The sequence below is a fragment of the Bacillus aquiflavi genome (assembly GCF_019915265.1).
Taxonomy (GTDB): domain Bacteria; phylum Bacillota; class Bacilli; order Bacillales; family Cytobacillaceae; genus Bacillus_BT; species Bacillus_BT aquiflavi.
In genome coordinates this window covers 1,506,578-1,524,516 of record NZ_CP082780.1, presented here as the reverse complement: position 1 = coordinate 1,524,516, position 17,939 = coordinate 1,506,578, and the positions used below count along the sequence as shown (strand labels likewise).

At 34.9% G+C, this 17,939-nt stretch carries 18 protein-coding genes; 4 read left to right on the top strand and 14 right to left on the bottom strand.

Features of this window, described 5'->3' with window-relative positions; translation table 11 throughout:
• Nucleotides 1-2 precede the first annotated feature (2 nt).
• Nucleotides 3-692: a peroxiredoxin gene (locus K6959_RS07515; RefSeq protein ID WP_223088069.1), complete on the bottom strand. Its 690-nt coding sequence runs from the start codon at nucleotides 690-692 to the stop codon at nucleotides 3-5.
• A gap of 280 nt (nucleotides 693-972) precedes the next feature.
• Here K6959_RS07515 and K6959_RS07510 point away from each other — a divergent pair, with 280 nt between their 5' ends.
• From K6959_RS07510 to K6959_RS07495, 4 genes are all read left to right on the top strand, one after another.
• Nucleotides 973-1,743: an alpha/beta fold hydrolase gene (locus tag K6959_RS07510; RefSeq protein WP_223088067.1), complete on the top strand. Its 771-nt coding sequence runs from the start codon at nucleotides 973-975 to the stop codon at nucleotides 1,741-1,743.
• A 381-nt stretch (nucleotides 1,744-2,124) separates the two neighbouring features.
• Nucleotides 2,125-3,267 carry an MBL fold metallo-hydrolase gene (locus K6959_RS07505; protein WP_262421917.1) on the top strand — a complete coding sequence of 381 codons (1,143 nt, stop codon included), beginning with the start codon at nucleotides 2,125-2,127 and terminating at the stop codon, nucleotides 3,265-3,267.
• 19 nt (nucleotides 3,268-3,286) lie between these two features.
• The gene (locus tag K6959_RS07500; RefSeq protein WP_163240805.1) at nucleotides 3,287-4,477 is read left to right on the top strand and encodes an NAD(P)/FAD-dependent oxidoreductase; all 1,191 of its coding nucleotides are present in this window, start codon (nucleotides 3,287-3,289) and stop codon (nucleotides 4,475-4,477) included.
• Between the two features lie 82 nt (nucleotides 4,478-4,559).
• Entirely contained in the window at nucleotides 4,560-5,978 is a 1,419-nt protein-coding gene (locus tag K6959_RS07495) for an MBL fold metallo-hydrolase (protein ID WP_223088065.1), read from the top strand.
• Between the two features lie 99 nt (nucleotides 5,979-6,077).
• On the opposite strand, the gene K6959_RS07490 is transcribed toward K6959_RS07495, so the two are convergent.
• The 13 genes from K6959_RS07490 to K6959_RS07435 all read right to left on the bottom strand — a co-directional run bounded on the left by K6959_RS07490 (nucleotide 6,078) and on the right by K6959_RS07435 (nucleotide 17,896).
• Nucleotides 6,078-7,646 (bottom strand): sodium/solute symporter, encoded by a 1,569-nt coding sequence (locus K6959_RS07490; protein WP_163240801.1) that lies wholly within the window; start codon nucleotides 7,644-7,646, stop codon nucleotides 6,078-6,080.
• On the bottom strand, nucleotides 7,643-8,011 hold the full coding sequence (locus tag K6959_RS07485; RefSeq protein WP_163240799.1) for a hypothetical protein: 369 nt from the start codon (nucleotides 8,009-8,011) through the stop codon (nucleotides 7,643-7,645). Before K6959_RS07485 ends, K6959_RS07490 begins: the two co-directional genes overlap by 4 nt.
• 561 nt (nucleotides 8,012-8,572) lie before the next feature.
• The gene (locus tag K6959_RS07480; protein ID WP_163240797.1) at nucleotides 8,573-8,848 is read right to left on the bottom strand and encodes an AbrB/MazE/SpoVT family DNA-binding domain-containing protein; all 276 of its coding nucleotides are present in this window, start codon (nucleotides 8,846-8,848) and stop codon (nucleotides 8,573-8,575) included.
• Between the two features lie 349 nt (nucleotides 8,849-9,197).
• Nucleotides 9,198-10,151, bottom strand: coding sequence for an aliphatic sulfonate ABC transporter substrate-binding protein (locus K6959_RS07475; RefSeq protein ID WP_374058345.1), 954 nt, complete (start codon nucleotides 10,149-10,151; stop codon nucleotides 9,198-9,200).
• 76 nt (nucleotides 10,152-10,227) lie between these two features.
• Nucleotides 10,228-10,980 carry an ABC transporter permease gene (locus K6959_RS07470; protein WP_223088064.1) on the bottom strand — a complete coding sequence of 251 codons (753 nt, stop codon included), beginning with the start codon at nucleotides 10,978-10,980 and terminating at the stop codon, nucleotides 10,228-10,230.
• A complete protein-coding gene (locus tag K6959_RS07465; protein WP_223088062.1) occupies nucleotides 10,913-11,755 on the bottom strand; it encodes an ABC transporter ATP-binding protein in 843 nt (280 codons plus the stop codon). Before K6959_RS07465 ends, K6959_RS07470 begins: the two co-directional genes overlap by 68 nt.
• A gap of 291 nt (nucleotides 11,756-12,046) precedes the next feature.
• Entirely contained in the window at nucleotides 12,047-12,940 is an 894-nt protein-coding gene (locus tag K6959_RS07460) for a hypothetical protein (protein WP_223088061.1), read from the bottom strand.
• A gap of 19 nt (nucleotides 12,941-12,959) precedes the next feature.
• Nucleotides 12,960-14,093 carry an adenosylhomocysteinase gene (locus K6959_RS07455; protein ID WP_163240791.1) on the bottom strand — a complete coding sequence of 378 codons (1,134 nt, stop codon included), beginning with the start codon at nucleotides 14,091-14,093 and terminating at the stop codon, nucleotides 12,960-12,962.
• A gap of 242 nt (nucleotides 14,094-14,335) precedes the next feature.
• Nucleotides 14,336-14,923: an NUDIX hydrolase gene (locus K6959_RS07450; protein WP_163240788.1), complete on the bottom strand. Its 588-nt coding sequence runs from the start codon at nucleotides 14,921-14,923 to the stop codon at nucleotides 14,336-14,338.
• A 153-nt stretch (nucleotides 14,924-15,076) separates the two neighbouring features.
• On the bottom strand, nucleotides 15,077-15,562 hold the full coding sequence (locus K6959_RS18955; RefSeq protein ID WP_394373035.1) for a glycosyl hydrolase family 18 protein: 486 nt from the start codon (nucleotides 15,560-15,562) through the stop codon (nucleotides 15,077-15,079).
• 75 nt (nucleotides 15,563-15,637) lie between these two features.
• Nucleotides 15,638-16,342: a LysM peptidoglycan-binding domain-containing protein gene (locus K6959_RS18950; RefSeq protein WP_262421915.1), complete on the bottom strand. Its 705-nt coding sequence runs from the start codon at nucleotides 16,340-16,342 to the stop codon at nucleotides 15,638-15,640.
• A 106-nt stretch (nucleotides 16,343-16,448) separates the two neighbouring features.
• A complete protein-coding gene (locus tag K6959_RS07440) occupies nucleotides 16,449-16,724 on the bottom strand; it encodes a GNAT family N-acetyltransferase (protein ID WP_163240784.1) in 276 nt (91 codons plus the stop codon).
• A 125-nt stretch (nucleotides 16,725-16,849) separates the two neighbouring features.
• A complete protein-coding gene (locus tag K6959_RS07435; RefSeq protein ID WP_163240782.1) occupies nucleotides 16,850-17,896 on the bottom strand; it encodes a CaiB/BaiF CoA transferase family protein in 1,047 nt (348 codons plus the stop codon).
• Nucleotides 17,897-17,939: the final 43 nt, after the last annotated feature.

Sequence of the window (17,939 nt, the reverse complement as noted above, 5' to 3'; positions counted from 1 at the left end):
ACCTATAATTGTTTTTTGCAAATATACCAGTCTTTACATTCAATGGTTTCATCCGTTATTCTTGCTTCTGCCTCCTCCTGTGTTGCTGGCGGCGGGACAATAACTTTATCTCCAGGAGCCCAATTTGCTGGTGTTGCAACTTGATGTTGATCAGTTGTTTGGAGGGCTTTAACAAGCCTAATAATTTCACTCATATTTCTTCCGGTTGATAACGGATAATAAATAATCGCTCTAACAACTTGCTCACTGTCAATCACAAAGACGGCCCTTGAAGTTTCTGTATTATTTCCTTCAGGCATAATCATGCCGTATTTTCTTGCTACATCTTTATTTAAAACCGCAATAACTGGGAATTCAATTTTCGTTTGAAATTTTTCTTCAATATTACGAACCCACGCAATATGTGAATGAACACTATCAATACTTAAACCTAATAGTTCAGTATTTAACTCACGCAATTGCGGATAAATTTCTTGGAAACCGATAAATTCAGTTGTACAAACAGGGGTGAAATCTGCGGGATGGGAAAATATAATAAGCCAATTTCCTTTGTAGTCATCAAGTCTGATTTTTCCATGAGTTGTAGTCGCTTCAAATAACGGTGCTTTATCTCCTATAAGTGGCAAAGAGTGATGACTTATCACTTCAGTATCTTGGATAACTGTGTCTCCTTGAAGATTGTTTTCGGTCATGATCTTCCCTCCAAAAAATGTTTAATTTTAACACACTTAGAATGTCAATTCGAACACTTTTTTATTCACAATAAAAGAAATGGAGAATAAAAAAAGTGATCTTTATTAGCGGTCGTTTAAAAACAATAAGGAGCACATTTGTGTTTATTTCGACCTCTGACATTCTTATAGAAAGAGAAAAGCATTAAATGAAACAAATCTCTCTTTATGAACGTATCATTAAAATAGACTAAAATTTTTTCGATAAATTTATAATCAAAATACAAAGGGGAATGAGGAAATGCATTATCAAGAATATGGGAAGGAAAATGCCTCATTCATGTTATTTTTGCATGGTGGAGGAGTGAGCAGCTGGATGTGGGATAAAAAAATTGAATATTTCACCCATTATCATTGCGTTGTTCCAGATTTACCAGAACAAGGACGGAGTATAAATACAAACTTTTCTATTAAAAATAGTGCAGAAAAATTAATTAAATTAATTGAGGAAAAGGCTAAGGGAAAAAAAGTAATTGTTATTGGGTTTTCATTAGGTGCTCAAATAACGATTCAAATGTTAAGTATAAAATCAGATTTAATTGATTATGCAATGATAAATAGTCCGTTAGTCAGACCAATCCAATTTGCAAAAAAATTGATTAGACCATTTGTAAAACTAGCATTCCCATTAATTAAAAATAAAACATTTTCAAAAGTGCAAGCGAAAACACTTTATATTAATCAAGATTATTTTGCAACCTATTATCAAGAAAGTTGTCGTATGCAATTAGAAACCCTTGTTAAAATTTTAGAGGAGAATATGTCATTTAAAATACCAAATGATTTTAAACAGGCAAAGGGAAATATATTAATTAATGTGGGAGAAAAAGAAAAAAACATTATGAAAAAATCAGCAATTGACTTAGTGAAAAATAATCCGAATTGTCAGGCAGTGATTATACCTAATGTTGGGCATGGAGTTCCTATGGCAAAACCTAATATTTTTAATCAAATGATTGAAGCATGGATAAATGAAGGGATCATACTAGAAGGTAAAGTAATAAAATGCTAACAAGAAACAACGACTTCAAATTCGATATATTTTTAAACTAATAATCAAAATGAATATTAGGTATTAGGCACTTCAGTCTAGGCGCATAATAAAACATATAGTTCAGCGGTTCCTTTAATCAACAATCGGCAAAGACATCAAATTCGATGTCTTTTTTATTTATAGCTATATTAATTTTAAGCTTCTGCTTTACATATCGTCAGAAAGAAGCTATTTAAATTTCGTTTGCCAGCATTCCATTTTCCTCCTCTTTCTTTTTAACAAGAATATCTCATTTTAACAATGTTTTTAAGTTAGTTGGTTTATTTCCAATCATAAAAAGGACTAAATGAAAGATAATACAAAAGAATGATTATTTTATTATGAAATGGAGTGATATTCGTGACAAATATCCCTGGATTAACAGCCGAACAACTTTATAAAAAAATGAAAACAGGTGAAAACATCATTATTTTTGATGTACGAAATAAAGATGATTTTAACGATTGGAAAATCGAGTATAAAGAAATAAAAATGGTGAATGTCCCATATTTTAATATTATTGAGGACGAGGACAATGTTGAAAATTTTAAGGATCTTTCAAAAGATACTGAAATTGTCGTTGTTTGTGCAAAAGGAGGAAGTTCTGAGTATGTTGCTGATGTCCTTTCAAAAAAAGGATTTAAAGTTTCGCATTTAATAAATGGAATGCTTGCGTGGAGTCAATTTTATTATCCAACCACGGTTAATATTAGTGAACAGATGAAATTAGTTCAAATTAATCGTCTTTCAAAAGGTTGCCTTTCTTATTTAATTATTTCTAATGGAAAAGCTGCCCTCATTGATCCAAATCGTCATATTGATATTTATTTAGAGTTAGCGAAGAAGGAAAATGCAACAATTGAACATATTCTTGACTCGCATCTTCATGCTGACCATATTTCTGGCGGGGCAGAGATCGCAAAAATAACTGGAGCTACTTATTATTTAAATTCAAGTGAAGGGGCAAAAATTTCATTTGAACCTCTTGAAAAACATGATGTAATCAAATTTGGCGACGTGCATGTAGAAGTATTAGCAATAAAGACACCTGGTCATACACCAGGAAGCGTTTCCTTTCTCGTTAATAACCAATTCCTTCTATCTGGTGATACTATTTTCGTTGGTGGATTAGGCCGTCCTGATTTAGGTGGAAAAGCCCGTGAATGGGCAATGGACCTTTACGACACAATTTTCAATAAAATTGCCGACCTTGCTGATGACGTTTTAGTATTGCCTGCTCATTTTGCTGATATTCAAGAAATAAATGAACAGGGCATTGTCGCTGCTACTTTAGGTGAAATTCGAAAAAGCAATCGACAAATGCAAACGACTAATAAGGAAGAATTTACTGAAATGGTTGCAAGTTCAGCTAATACTACGAAGCCTCCAAACTTCGAAGATATTGTAGCGATTAATAAAGGGGAACAAAATGTCGATGATGAAACAGCAACTGCGCTAGAAATTGGTCCAAATCGGTGTGCTGTCCATCATACTGCAGAATAAGAAAAAGAAGGTGAAATAAATGACAAACCAACAATACGAAGTTGCAATTGTCGGCGGAGGTACAGCTGGAATTACCGTAGCTGCTCAATTAGCAAAAAAAATGTCTCGAGCTGACATCGTGATTATCGATCCCGCTGAATCGCATTATTATCAACCATTTTGGACTTTAGTCGGGGCAGGTATTGTTCAAAAAGAGGATTCTGTTCGTAAGGAAAGAGATGTCATTCCAAAAGGTGTTCATTTTCTTCAAGAGGAAGTCACTTCATTTAACCTTGAAGAAAAAAAATTAGTGACTAAAAACAAGACTGAAATATATTTCAACTATTTAGTTGTTGCCCCCGGCATTCAACTCTTATGGGATCAAGTTAAAGGGCTGAAAGAAGCGATTGGTAAAAATGGTGTAGTAAGCAATTATTCTTATGATTATGTTGATGATACTTGGGAGTCAATACGAGATTTTAAAGGAGGAAATGCAGTTTTCACTCATCCAAATACACCAATTAAATGCGGAGGAGCACCACAAAAAATTATGTATTTGGCAGAAGAGTTTTTCCGTAAAAAAGGGATTCGAGAAAAGTCCGAAGTGATGTTTTTTTCTGCAAATCCGGCCATTTTTGATGTCGAAAAATATAGAATAGCTTTAGAAAAAGTTGTTACTGAAAGAAATATAAAGACGAGCTTTAGAACGCACTTAATTGAAATTCGCCCCGAAACGAAAGAAGCGATTTTCGAAAACTTAGATACAGGAGAGACAAAAACAATTAATTATGAAATGATTCACGTTACTCCTCCAATGGGGCCACCGCAATTTATAAAAGAAAGCAAACTGTCAGATCAGGATGGCTGGGTTGATGTTGATCCTTATACACTCCAACATAAACAATACCCATTTATTTTTGGATTAGGTGATGCCGCAAATCTGCCAACGTCTAAAACTGGCGCAGCAGTAAGAAAACAAGCTCCTGTAGTCGTTAAGAATTTACTTGCAGTTATGCATGGGGAATCACTTAAAGAACGGTACAATGGTTATAGCTCTTGTCCAATTGTTACTGGAAAAGGAAAGTTAGTTTTGGCGGAATTTGATTATGAAAAGCACCCAGTAGAAACATTTCCTTTTAATCAAGCTAAAGAAAGATACAGCATGTATTTTTTAAAAAAAGAGATCCTTCCAAGGTTTTACTGGCAAAGCATGCTAAAAGGTCGCGGATAAATTAAAGCTCTATTTATGCTTATGCTAGTTAAATCTGTTATCATTTTGAAGTAGAGGAAAAATATAAGGGAAGGTGTTTGAATTGTTATTACGTTATTTTTATGATGAAAGACTTGCGCAAGCCTCTTATCTCGTAGGCTGTGAAGCAACAGGGGAAGCAATCATCATTGATCCTGCTAGAAATATTGAGCAATACTTAACTGCTGCTGAGCAGCAAGGAATGAATATTATTGCAGCTGCTGAAACACATATTCACGCTGATTTTGTTTCTGGAACATGTGAATTAGCAGTAAGAACGGGGGCTACGGCCTATCTTTCCGATGAAGGAGATCAAGATTGGAAATACCAATTTCTTCATAAGCTAAATCATGTGTTAGTAAAAGATGGAGATACATTCAAAATTGGTGGAATTACATTTGAAGTCATACACACACCTGGACATACACCAGAGCATATTTCATTTATCGTCACTGATGGAGGGGCAACACAACCAATTGGTATTTTTACAGGTGATTTCGTCTTCGTAGGGGATATTGGACGTCCAGATTTATTGGAAAAAGCAGCAGGTATACAAAATACAGCCGATAAAGGTGCAAAACAAATGTTTCATTCATTACAACGTTTTTTAAAACTACCTGATTTTGTTCAAGTTTGGCCTGCTCATGGTGCAGGAAGTGCATGCGGAAAGGCACTTTGCGCTGTTCCATCAACTACAGTCGGGTATGAAAAACGGGCTAATTGGGCTTTTAATTATAATAACGAAGCAGAATTTGTTAAAGAGCTCCTTTCAGATCAACCTGAACCACCAGAATATTTTGCTGAAATGAAACGAGTGAATAAAGAGGGTCCCGCACTTTTAAGTGAACTTTCTGCAATTAAACGCTATTCACCTTCAAAAAAGACAATTGAAAATTGGATAAATGACAACGTACCAATTATTGATGTCCGCTCTTTTCATGAATTTTCTAGAGGACATATTCCAGGTACGATTAATATTCCATACACGTTGTCCTTTACTAATTGGGCTGGATGGTTCCTCGATTACAATCAGCCATTTTATGTGATTGCAGATGAAACTGAAATTAACGGTGTCATCCATGATCTTCATTCGATTGGGATTGATACACTAAAAGGATATATGCATAGTGACATACTAGAACGTCTTGAGCAAGATGGGTTAGAACTGCAAAAATACGAACAAATTTCCTCAGAAGAATTAAAAAATAAAATGAAAAAAGACGAAGTGTATGTTATCGATGTTCGGAATGAAAGTGAATACAAGCAAGGAGCAATACCTGGATCCCGCCATATCATGCTAGGAACTTTACGAGATCGCGTTCATGAGATCCCAACTGATAAACCAGTCGTGACAACATGTCAAGCAGGTGGAAGAGCTGCAATTGCAACAAGTATTCTCCAGGCACATGGGGTAAGTAATGTCATTCATTATCGTGGCGGATATAATAATTGGGAAAAACAACATGCTTCTACTAAATGTTAAATAAAAATCCCTTTACAATGAACTGCACTTAATTATTAGTTGTCCCTAACAATTAAGTGCAGTCCATAACTAACTATGTCGGGCTACTTTAAAAAAAGCTTACGCAGCTTCCCCATCTTTTGAATGAACTTTACGCATGAAGTCGTTGACATCCGCCGGCACCTTGCCATCTAATTTCGAAACGATATATACTGTTAAAAATCCGACAGGAACAGACACAATTCCCGGAACTCTAAATTGTAAAAATTCCGGAAGAGTTGATGAAAAGAAAATCAAGTACATTGAAACAAACAATCCTGTAAAAAGACCAGCAATTGCACCTTTTTCAGTCATTCCGCGCCACCAAATGCCAAAAATGAAAATGGGAGCAAATGTACTTGCACCTACTGTAAATGCAAGAGCTACGAGATGTCCTATTGACGCACCTTTAACAAGCAATCCTAAAATTCCATAAACAATCCCGAGGATAACAATTGCAATTTTTCCTGAAATGACTCGTTGTTTTTGTGTAATATTTTTCTTAAAAAACGAAGCGTATAAATCATGAGCTAATGCCCCAGAACTTGCGATAAATAAACCTGATAAGTTTGAAAAAATTGCTGCAAAAGCTCCAGCTATAACAAGCCCTAGCAGCCATTTTCCTCCCAATGCTGCCGCAGTTGATGGAACAACCATATTATCTCCGCCCGTTATTAATTCTTTCATGATTTCCGGACTCGCTGTCCCTTCTAAAAAGATTGCTCGTCCAACAACACCGAGATAAATAGCAAAACAGAAAAATAAACTTGCAATTCCAATGGCCATAATCGCAGATCTACGAGCGGATTTTGCATCAGGATTTGTATAAAAGCGTAATAAAATATGGGGTAAGCCAATTGTTCCTAAAGAAAGCCCGATTAACATCGAAGCTGAATGCCAAAACGTCGGGTTAAAAGATCCGGCTTTTCCCCATGCTTCCCCGTCAAACGCAATATCTTTTCCATCAGCTGTAAATTGTGCTGTATTGCTAACGATGCCGCTAAAATCAGTAATAGCAGCCAAAATTTTTTCATAATGAAACCCACCGTATATTGCCGCCGCTACCATAATGATAAAAGCACCAAAACGAATCCAAAGTTCTAACGCTTGATTCAACGTTGTTCCCTTCATACCGCCAACCCCGACATAAAAAACCATAACAATACAAGTAAAAATAATTCCAAACTCATATGAGGTTCCAAAAAACATATTTAAAATTTGCGCAGCACCGAGTAATTGCGGGGCAGCATAAAAACCTGAAATTGCTAAAACGACAATCACTGCTGCTAGCCGGGCATTTTTACTATGGAATCGATATGCAACAAAATCAGCGACCGTAAAAGCACCGAAACGTCTTAAAGGACCTGCGACGAAAATGGCAAGCAGCGTTAATCCTATTGAAAAACTAAATACATAAAACGCACCATCATAACCAATGGCAAATGTTAAACCAGCTAGTCCGAGGAAGGTGGCTGCACTTAAATAATCTCCAGCGATCGCTGATCCATTCGTAAACCAACCGAACGATCGACCGCCAACAAAAAAGTCACTGGCATCTTTATTTCTTTTTGTTAAGTACGTAATAAATACAATCGTGCCTAATAATAAAAATGTAAATAAATACTTTGGATCAAGAATCGTTTGCATCATCCTTTAAAATGCCCCCTATCACCCTGATTAGCTACTTTATTTATCTTCATAAGATCATATTTTTCTAAGCGCTTTTCATATAGCTTTGTATGGATATATGCAATACAAAAAGCCATGGCCATCGAAACAATCGCCGTCAAAAACCAACTATTAGACATTCCTCCCCACATCTTTGAAAAAGCCCAATCTTGTTTATACCAATTTAAAATAGGGATTAAAAAGATAAACGCAAAATAAATAATAGTTAAAAGTAGTCCTGTTCGAAATTCAGATTTCATAATACGGCTCGTATCCTCTTCGAGCGGTAATAAATTTTCTACATCAATCTTTTCTTTTTTTTCGTCTGTCATAACATAATCCTTCATTCAATTTGCCATCCCCTTTTAAAATAATTTTTCTTTAGGAAGAGAATTCCATATACTGAATATTCCGATTATTTTGAAATTAACCTCCTTTCGTCCATAGTATACAGACTATTCAGTCATTTTACAATTTTTATTTTCAGGAAATAAAGCGATAATATATTTATTTTTATCCTATTATAGTATTATGATAAAATTAAAATGATCGAATATCATTCTATTCCATTCGTACCATTGCCGTACTTTATTAGCTCATTAGTTCAGAAAACGATCATTTTATCGTAATGATTTAAAATTGTGTTAATAAATAAATTAGCTCCGCCTATTTAATAGCGGAGCGCTTGAATTCTTCGTTATAAGCAAACAAACGATATGCAGCTTCAACTAAGAAGCGTTTTAACTTAATTTATATATAAACGATGGATCTCATTCGCCTATTGTTTTAAAAAAAGGTATACTATAACTAAGAACCATAGAAAGAAATGAGTTATGAATCCCCTTTTACAAGGGGATCTGAAAAAGTATCTGTTAGTCCATTGAAGACAAAGAACATTGTAGATAAACTTAATTTTTTATATTTTGTAGCTCTTTTAACAATATTTCAGCACCTTCGCGACTTAAAGAGATTTTTCCATTCACTAAACTAACATTATCATTTGAAATGATACCTGTAATATCACATGCATTATTAACTACATATTTTCTTAAAATAATTTTGTCATCATCAACAAAAATTTCAATCGGGTCTTTAATTTCTAATGACAAACTTCTTCTCAACTCAACTGGTATAACAATTCTCCCTAATTCATCTATTTTTCGTACAATTCCTGTTGGTTTCATGCGTCCATCTCCTCTTCTTTAATAGTTTAATATTTTTATAAATTATATCATATTTTCTATTTATGTAAATACAGGACATATATTACATAAAATATTTTATGTGCCATTTTATTGTATAAAATGTAATAGTTTTTTCATACAATTTAATATTAATAACGTATTAAAGAAATCAGCCGCTAACTAAATAGAAAAGAAATTCATCTCATGAATCATTACGAGATGAATGAAAAAGGTACATATTAGCATGTTGACAACTAAAACACTTATGAACGATTGTTCTATTCGCTTCCGCCTAGAATCTGAGGAAATTTATGACTAGTATTGACTTTGTTTATAATCTCGGTACGTATTATTTAGTCTTTTTTTCAAGAAATGATAAATTTATCAGCCCATCAATATTATTGCTAGAAACATAACCAGCTTCTTCACTAATATCAGCCATTTCTTGAATCACTTGTTCATTAACGGATGTCGTCACTTGTAATCTTGTAAACGCTGCTTTTAATTCAGCTTTATTTAATTCTTTCCCTGTCAACCCTTTAATATGTTTGATCACAATATCTTGGCTTTTTTCAGGATTTTCTTCAATAAAAGTAATTGCCCTTTCATGTGCCTTTAAATAAGCTTTAACAAGGTCTTTGTTTTGTAAAAATTCATCAGTTGCAGCTACAACAGTATTTGTCGACTCTTTTCCCCAAGCGAATTCATCCCAATCAAGTAATAATTTTCCGTTTGCTTCTGTTTCAAGTACATAGCCCCACGGTTCCTGGGTTGCTGCCGCATTAACTGATTTTTGGATAAAAAGTGTTACCGTATCGGCTGGTGCTGCTGCATACAGTTCAACTGTGCCTCCGCTCGTTGTTGGTTTTAGCTTTACATCTTGCAGCGCTTTTCTTAACATAATATCTTGTGTACTTCCAATGACAGGGATAGCCACTCTTTTACCATCTAAATCAGATAATTGTTTTACATCGCTTTCTTTAGTTGAAACGAGAACTGCTCCCCCATTTACTGCTCCAGAAATAATATGATACTTTGGATCTTTTAAATAAAAGTTTAACAATGGTCCGGGACCAACTGTACCGACATCAATTGATTTTGTTGCCATTGCTTCCATAAACAATCCACCATTACTAACTGTTTTCGTGTTGATCTTAACGTCTTCACCAAATTCCTCATTAAAATAGTTATTTTCAAGGGCAACAATCGTTGTAATATGTGTTAAGTTCGGAAAATATCCGATATTTACTTCCTTGTTTGTTGAGCCTGTTTTTTCTCCTTTTTGGTTGCAAGCTGCTAACATACCAATAAAAAAAAAAGAGATAAAGATTATCATCATTCGTTTCGTTTTCATTTTAATCGCCTCTTTTTCCATACTTTTAACTAACTCCCCACTTCATTTGGACGTTTCGTTCTAAGCGTAAAAATACTATATTATCCATAATCGTACCAATAACTGCGATAACAATCATCACCGAAATGACTAGGTCCATTTGTCCGAGCGATCTCCCTGTTTCAAGGAGCTGGCCAAGCCCTTCACCTGCACCTAATAATTCACCTGCCATTAAGGCACGCCATGAAAAAGCCCAAGCGATCCGCAAACCAGATATAATTTGAGGAACAGATGCGGGCAAAATAACTGTTCGAATAAAATGAAATCCGCTTGATCCTAATGTTTTAGCAACTCGCTTATACAATTGCGGGACATTTTTGAAACCGCTAGTCGCACTAATTGTCATTGTCCATGTTGCCCCGATCGTTACAATAAATAAAATCGACATATTATTTAAACCGAACCAAATAATTGCAAATGGAAACCAAACAATACTCGGGATTGATTGTAAAGCAGTAACAGCAAATCCAAGTGTATCTTCAACAAATTTATAACGCCAAATTAAATAACCTAAAAAAAGTCCTACTACAATTGCAATCGAGAACCCGATTAGTAACCGACCGAGACTTTTATAAACAGCTGTGATAATTTGGCCGTCTATCATACCTGTAAATAAAGTTTCAAATACTTGCGTGAGACTCGGAAACATGAAATCTGGCAAACTAGAAAACCTAGATGTGATTTCCCATATCACCGCTATAGTCACGATGAAAATGATCCGTCTTAAAGCTGTATTCATCACCAATTTCCTCCTTTAACACTTTCTCAATTTCTCCCTGTAAGATAGATAATATTCTCTGTTCAATATGAAGCGTTACACTATCAGGCATAACGCCGTCTCTCATAGATGGAACAGATAAAGTCGTTTTAATTTTTCCAGGCCGTGTTGCGAAAACGATAATTTGCTCGGAAAGCAGAACAGCTTCACGAATGTTATGGGTAACAAAAAAAATCGTTACTTTTGTTTTCCGCCATATTTCAAGTAGTTCTTTGTGTAAAACCATTCTCGTCTGCTCATCAAGCGCTGCAAATGGTTCATCCATTAATAAAATATCTGGTTCCATAACGAGCGCACGAGCAATGGAAACTCGCTGTTTCATCCCACCAGATAGTTGATGAGGGTATGCATCGATATAACGGCTTAAATGAACCATTTTTAAAATATTTATCGCTTTTTCTCTTGCTCGTTCTTTCGAAATTTTCTTTAAAAGTAATCCATACATTACATTTTCCAGAACAGTTAACCACGGAAACAGTCCTGCTTCTTGAAAAACAACGACACGGTCAGGGCCAGGTTTCGTCACTTTATTACCAGAAATCGAAATTTCCCCCTTATCCGGCTTTTCAAGACCTGCAATTAGATATAATAATGTTGATTTCCCCCAACCTGAAGGACCGACAATCGAAACAAACTGTCCCTTTTCAACCGCTATATCAATCTTATCAAGCACTTTGACTTGACCGTTGACTTTATGATAAAAACTCTTTTCTATGCCGTTAATTGTAAGATACATAAATCCACCTCTTTTTTATTCTCATTAAACCAATATGTTTTAATGATAATAATCACTAATCCTATGAGTTTTGTCAACTATAAAATTAAAAATAATCATTATCTTTATACAAATATGTATAATGCCATGAAGTGGAACTTTAATAAATATTAGCTTTCTTGTCTCCAATTCATTGTTGTCGCCTAAATTTTTTTTCTATTTTTAAAGTCAATAAAGAAAAAAAGAAGCTAAAAACCTCATATAATCGGTCTTTAACTTCTTTTTCTTTGCTTTTCACGAATATCGTTATAATTACAGCAAGAAAAAACGAATGACAGATAAAATTGTAATTGTGATAACTATCCCAATCTGAAGCTTTGATGGTTTTTCACGCAGCAATAAACTAGATAGCGCTACAGAAAATATAGATGTTGAATTTAATATCGGCCAAGCTACGGCTGAAGCTGTGCTCCCAACTGCTAAAATAAAGGTTGTTTGTGTAATAATCGTTAACAAAGCTCTAACGAAAAACACCGGATTCGATAGCAATCCAAAAAAGGAAGCCTCGTCTTGTGCACGTTTTTTCCTCAGTAACGGAATGAGACTCCAAACTGTACGCCAAATAATGACTGCTGTTGTAAATGCGAATGTATCACGAATGGCTACAACTGTGTTCATTTCAGTCAACAAAGGGGAAAGGCTCGCTTGTAATACAAGTGCACTACCTATTATTAATCCAACTTTTTTAAAAGCATTGCCATTTTCCCGTTCCCCTTTTTCCCATAAAATCGGCAGACAAACTATTGTAGTAGCTACTGCAAAAAAATATGTACTCCAATCCCATTGCATCGTTGTGACAAAAATTCCGATTGGGATAAATAAATCAGACATTTTTTTTTTTCCGATCACTAATACTTGACTTACATTTAAATGACGAAAAGCATAGGAAAAAGCGTAGGCAACAAGCTGAACGATACCGCTGAATACTAATGTTTTCCAATCAAATATACTTGCCACGAGTTGACCATGCCAGCCTAATAATATACATAGAGCAATCATAAGAATTGCAGGAATGACATTATTCCATAGATTTACATAAAAAATCGAAAGCTTCTTCATTCCGATTTGATAACGATCGACAATATTTAATCCTGCCCTGCTTAAAGCCGAGAGGAAAGCAAATATCATGATGAATTGTACAGACAATGAAAACATATATTCTCCTTTATCGTTTAGCGTAAAAATCTAGCCATAAATCGGAAATAAAAGACTTAGACTCATCGCTTATTTGGTAAACTTTGTCGTTTGGAAAACGTGATAATTGTGATAGTGCAAAAATAATTTCTGCTTGTACTAGCTTAATAAATGGACCAACAACACCACCATGCATAAAATTAGCTGAATTACCATTGTTACAAAGAAATAGCTGTTTACCAGCAACTTCGAGTTGAGAAATTTTTTTATTAGGATGAGGAACAGCATTTTCCATTATTAAAAGATGTTCTTCAATTTCATCGTCAGCAGATGTTGCAGTAAATATATAAGAATTATTTTTCATTTTTGGGAGGTCACTCTGCTTCAATGAATGATTGCCTGTGGCACAAAATAGCAAGTCAGCATTTTCAAGGAGAACGTCTTTTTTGTTTGTATGAAAATCATGAGCAAGCGCTAATACTTGTCTACTTGAGTTAGTATCAATAACATCAACCCGGACACCTTTAGAACGTAAACTATTAGCAATGCTGCGGCCAATTTTACCATACCCTAACACAACTGCCTGTTTTCCAGTTAAGATCTCTCCTTCTTCACGCAGTAAAGCTTCCGCAGAAAACACAATTGCATGCCCGACTAAAAAGTCTTCTGAATCTTTTAACGAGCTTCGAGCAACAGAAATCACTGGACAAGGTAACGAAGTATGATTTTCATTTAACAGTAATGTCTCATATTTTTGGTGACCATTTTCTGTATCTTCGACGACACCAATGAATTTTGAACCAAAAATATACTGCATTTCATCTAAGACATGCGAAAAATAACCACCAATATCAACGACAGCAAAAGTATCATTGCCAATATGTTTTTGAAGGAGTTCGAGGAACTTTTTTTTATTCCTCTTAATTTCGTCACGAGTAAAATGCAAAATTGGAATAAAATCTATCACTTTATCTTTTACTTGTTTATCTATCGAGTTTGGTTTTGGAATAAGCATTGCAATGGGTATTTCTTCATTAACCGTTAACAAAAACTCATCACTGCCTGGAACAAGATGGGTAACTATTACTAACTTATCTATTTTTTCAATCGCACTTAAGTTTAAAATTGAACGAAAAAAATTTTTCTCTGCAACAGTTCTATGCATTAATACACCCCGCTTTAATGTATTGTCAAACCTTTTTATCGAGTCGGTTATAAAATACCTTGGGCTTTTTGTGTAAAAAAGTTGCCACCACTTGAAATTGAGGTAACTACACACCCAATAACCTTAGAAAAGGAAGTGTTGTCCCCTCAAATAATAACCTTTGTCAAAAGCGATCGCGTGGCCTTTTCACTAAAAAATGGAAAAGCACCCATACAACTATTCAGTTTTCATAGAGCTTTTGATCATACATTCATTTTATATCTTTGTTCCTCCCATTTTCTAATTGCTGTTTTTAAATGGGGCTCTTCTATGCTTTCTATGTTCATCCAACTAATCTGCAGGTCTTCTTCTGAATGTCCTTTGTCTCCCCCATCAAGCTGTAATAAATAACGAAAATCGTAATGGAAGTGACTAGGCTCTTGCTTATTTGGGTTAGCAGGAATTGAGTGAACATCTATATCAAAAGGAGCAGCATGTTGATTATGCCAAGGATGCAGTTTCGTTTTCAAACCCGTTTCCTCGAGGATTTCCCGCTTTGCTGCCTCTAACGGGGTCTCTCCTTCATCTACATGCCCTCCAGGCTGTAACCATTTTTTAATATTCGGATGATATATCATTAACATTTTCTCCTCTTTTATTACTATGCCGCTAGCTGTAATATGGCCAGGAAGTGATTTACGATCAAATATTTTGATATTCTTTTTTAATTGATGAACTAAAGGCAAAATACGCTTTTGTTCACTAGGAAAATAGTTTAAATAACACTTTGTTTGCTTTATCACTTCATCATAAGTGGTTTTCTGTACTCGTTCATTCATATTTTGATTCATAGATTTCCTCTCCTAATTTACTAGAATTTAGCATTTCATTTATTATAAATTAATATTTTAAATTGTCAATACTTTTACATTTACAGCTAAAATAGGCGGTAAAGGTCATTTCTTAAAATAATCTTTTGAGGAATGTTATTTTTCTATCAATGTTCATTTTAAAAATGTTATATTTCTTTTTATATACTCCCAATTTTGGGGAGATGGTAGTCTAATTTGCCAAAATGTTGTTCCTTGTAACTGATAATAATCAATGAGATTGTATTTCTCTACATAGCTTCGTATATCCTCAAACCAAACAATGTGTTCTTCACTATTTTTCCAGTATTTAAATGATGGTGCTTTTGCTTCCCGATCATAAAATATAACCGTTTGCTTAGAAATTGCGAGATTTTGGGCACCTAAAGCAGAAAAAGCAGTTGTCTTATTATCGGAAATTCTCCAATCATATCCGTAAAGCGGTAGCGATATTTGTAATTTTTGTGGGGGAATTAAGCTAGTTGCATAACGGACTACTGCATCCACCCACCAAATTGGTGCGATCGGATTTGGTGGACCGGTTGGATAACCATAATCAATTGTCATGACAGCTACAATATCGGCAATTTCTCCAATAGCTTTATAGTCATAAGCGCCGATAATTGGATTCGTCGGAATATCTTCAGTTTTAGAATGAACATTTACATGAAGAATCCGCGTGCCTAAAAAGCTTTTTTATTCGGTTAAAAAGCTAATGAAATCTTTACGCCTTGGTGGAGGAATAAATTCAAAATCTATACTGACTCCTTCATAACCTTTCTGTTCGATTATATTAACAAGACTCGTGACTAAACGTTGTCGAGACTGTGAGTTTTCAAAAACTTTCCCAACAAGCTCTGCACTGAAATTTTTTTCCTTAAAGTTACGAATCATTAATAATGGTTTTATGTTTATTTGCTTACTTTGAGTTAAAGTCACAGAGTCATCAGCCTCTAGATATACATCGCCATTTTCCGAAAATGAATAAGCAATAATGGCAACATAGGATAATTGATTAGCAATTTCGTTAAGAGCAGCAAAACTTTTTCCGTTTGCTTGCGGAAAGATAAAGCCAACCGTTTCGATTGACATTTGATTCGGGGATGGAACGATTACCTTTTGACCGATAAATAATTGATTTGGATTTATCCTTGGATTTACTGTGAAAATATGCTCTATACTTGTATCAAAGCGTCTAGCTAATTTCCATAAAGTATCACCCGGTTTAATTTGATAAATGCGGTTGTAAAGGTAATTGTCAGGGATATACAACGATAATCCTGGTATTAATACATTTGGAGACTTTAATCCATTTACGTTAACAATCAACGAAATAGAAACGTCGTACATTTTCGATATGTCATATAACGATTCACCCGTTTTAACTACATGGATAGTCATTTCATCTCACACATTTTAGTATTATTACAACAGTTTATGGTAAAGGCTTTTCATGATATGACTAAAAAGGGCATCCATATTTTTTTTGGACACCCTTTCCATGAAATTATTTAGCTAGTACATCTTGATACTTTTCATTTCTGTTCAGACGCACCTCTACATACCAACAAGTTGGCACAATTTTTTTACCTTCTTCGCGAGCAAGCTCGACGACATGATCTACTAACTGTTCAGCTATCCCTTGGCCGCGGAGCCTCTCTGACACGTACGTATGATTGACATCGATCTGCTCGTCATTAAGCGGTTCGTATGTAATTTCAGCAATCATTTCACCTTGTTCTTTAATAAAAAATTTATTATGTCCCTTTTGAATTTTAGTCATTAATATTCCTCCTATCATTTGTAAAGCCTGAATGTGCTTATTTTACTATGAAAAATGAAAAGATGAAAAGATGATGCTCTTTATATGTTTTACATAAGTTGTTTCTATTCTTAGACATTTAAAGCTTATTTTGATGAAAGCATTGGCGGTCTATTTGTGTGACTGTTTTTAAACGGAGTAACCCTCACTTGCCGATCTCCCCATTGTGGCTCAAAAATTAATTCGCGTTTTTTTACGTGTGGGTGATGCGGAAGTTCTTCAATTGATAAAACTGGTGCTAGACATGCATCCACCTCCATTGAAAATTTCAGCCATTGTTCAAATGTGTATGTTTTAAAAAACGCCTTTACTTCATGATAAACAGCATTTGTTTCATTTGCAGCACTTAAATGGGCTTCTATCCATCTTTCTTTTCCTGCCCAAATACAAAACTCTTTCCAAAATTTCATTTCTAATGCGGCAATGGATATGTAACGGCCATCTTTCGTTTCGTACAAATGGTAAGAGATATTAGAACCATCAATTTCCGGAATCCCCTTTTTTGATATCTTTTCTTTTTCGTATAAAACATGGTTCGTTTGCAAGCCAACCATCATATCTGTAATTGCAAGATCAATATAAGCTCCATCACCTGTTCGCAGTTTTTTTATGATCGCTGCTAATATCGCTTCTGATGCAACTGTACCACCGACCAAATCCGCTAATGTCGTTGTCGGATGAACTGGTCTTCCGGAATGATCGGAAAAATGCGTAAGGACTCCACTTAATGCCATATAATTTAAATCATGACTTCCAAGATGAGCAAGCGGACTATCATGTCCATATCCAGACAAAGAACAATAAATAACAGTAGGGTGAAATGCTTTTACCTCTTCATAGCTAAGCCCATGTTTTTTCATGACACCAGGGCGAAAGCTCTCTAATAATACATCAGCCGTTTGAATCAATTTCTTCAACTCATTTTTCTCTAGCGAATCTTTTAAATTAAATGTTTTGCTCTGTTTGTTTCGATTGTTTGCTCTAAAGACAACTCCTTCACTTAATTGGCGAGCTGGATCACCATGTGGAGGTTCGATTTTAATGACCTCTGCCCCCATTTCAGCTAGTCTTAACGACGCAAATGGGCCAGGCAAGTATTGGGAAAAATCTAGTACTCGTATACCATTTAACATACGTATAAAAAGCCCCCATTCTCTTTTAATCTACTAAATTGTT

Excerpts from the sequence above, each read along its gene's own strand:
- K6959_RS07490 (WP_163240801.1), bottom strand. The coding sequence starts at position 7,646 with ATGATGCAAACGATTCTTGATCCAAAGTATTTATTTACATTTTTATTA.
- K6959_RS07450 (WP_163240788.1), bottom strand. The coding sequence starts at position 14,923 with ATGAATCAAAATATGAATGAACGAGTACAGAAAACCACTTATGATGAA.
- K6959_RS18950 (WP_262421915.1), bottom strand. The coding sequence starts at position 16,342 with ATGACTATCCATGTAGTTAAAACGGGTGAATCGTTATATGACATATCG.
- K6959_RS07500 (WP_163240805.1), top strand. The coding sequence starts at position 3,287 with ATGACAAACCAACAATACGAAGTTGCAATTGTCGGCGGAGGTACAGCT.
- K6959_RS07435 (WP_163240782.1), bottom strand. The coding sequence starts at position 17,896 with ATGTTAAATGGTATACGAGTACTAGATTTTTCCCAATACTTGCCTGGC.
- K6959_RS07475 (WP_374058345.1), bottom strand. The coding sequence starts at position 10,151 with ATGTTAGCAGCTTGCAACCAAAAAGGAGAAAAAACAGGCTCAACAAAC.
- K6959_RS07470 (WP_223088064.1), bottom strand. The coding sequence starts at position 10,980 with ATGAATACAGCTTTAAGACGGATCATTTTCATCGTGACTATAGCGGTG.
- K6959_RS07465 (WP_223088062.1), bottom strand. The coding sequence starts at position 11,755 with ATGTATCTTACAATTAACGGCATAGAAAAGAGTTTTTATCATAAAGTC.
- K6959_RS07485 (WP_163240799.1), bottom strand. The coding sequence starts at position 8,011 with ATGAAGGATTATGTTATGACAGACGAAAAAAAAGAAAAGATTGATGTA.
- K6959_RS07440 (WP_163240784.1), bottom strand. The coding sequence starts at position 16,724 with ATGACTAAAATTCAAAAGGGACATAATAAATTTTTTATTAAAGAACAA.
- K6959_RS07515 (WP_223088069.1), bottom strand. The coding sequence starts at position 692 with ATGACCGAAAACAATCTTCAAGGAGACACAGTTATCCAAGATACTGAA.
- K6959_RS07455 (WP_163240791.1), bottom strand. The coding sequence starts at position 14,093 with ATGCATAGAACTGTTGCAGAGAAAAATTTTTTTCGTTCAATTTTAAAC.
- K6959_RS07510 (WP_223088067.1), top strand. The coding sequence starts at position 973 with ATGCATTATCAAGAATATGGGAAGGAAAATGCCTCATTCATGTTATTT.
- K6959_RS07480 (WP_163240797.1), bottom strand. The coding sequence starts at position 8,848 with ATGAAACCAACAGGAATTGTACGAAAAATAGATGAATTAGGGAGAATT.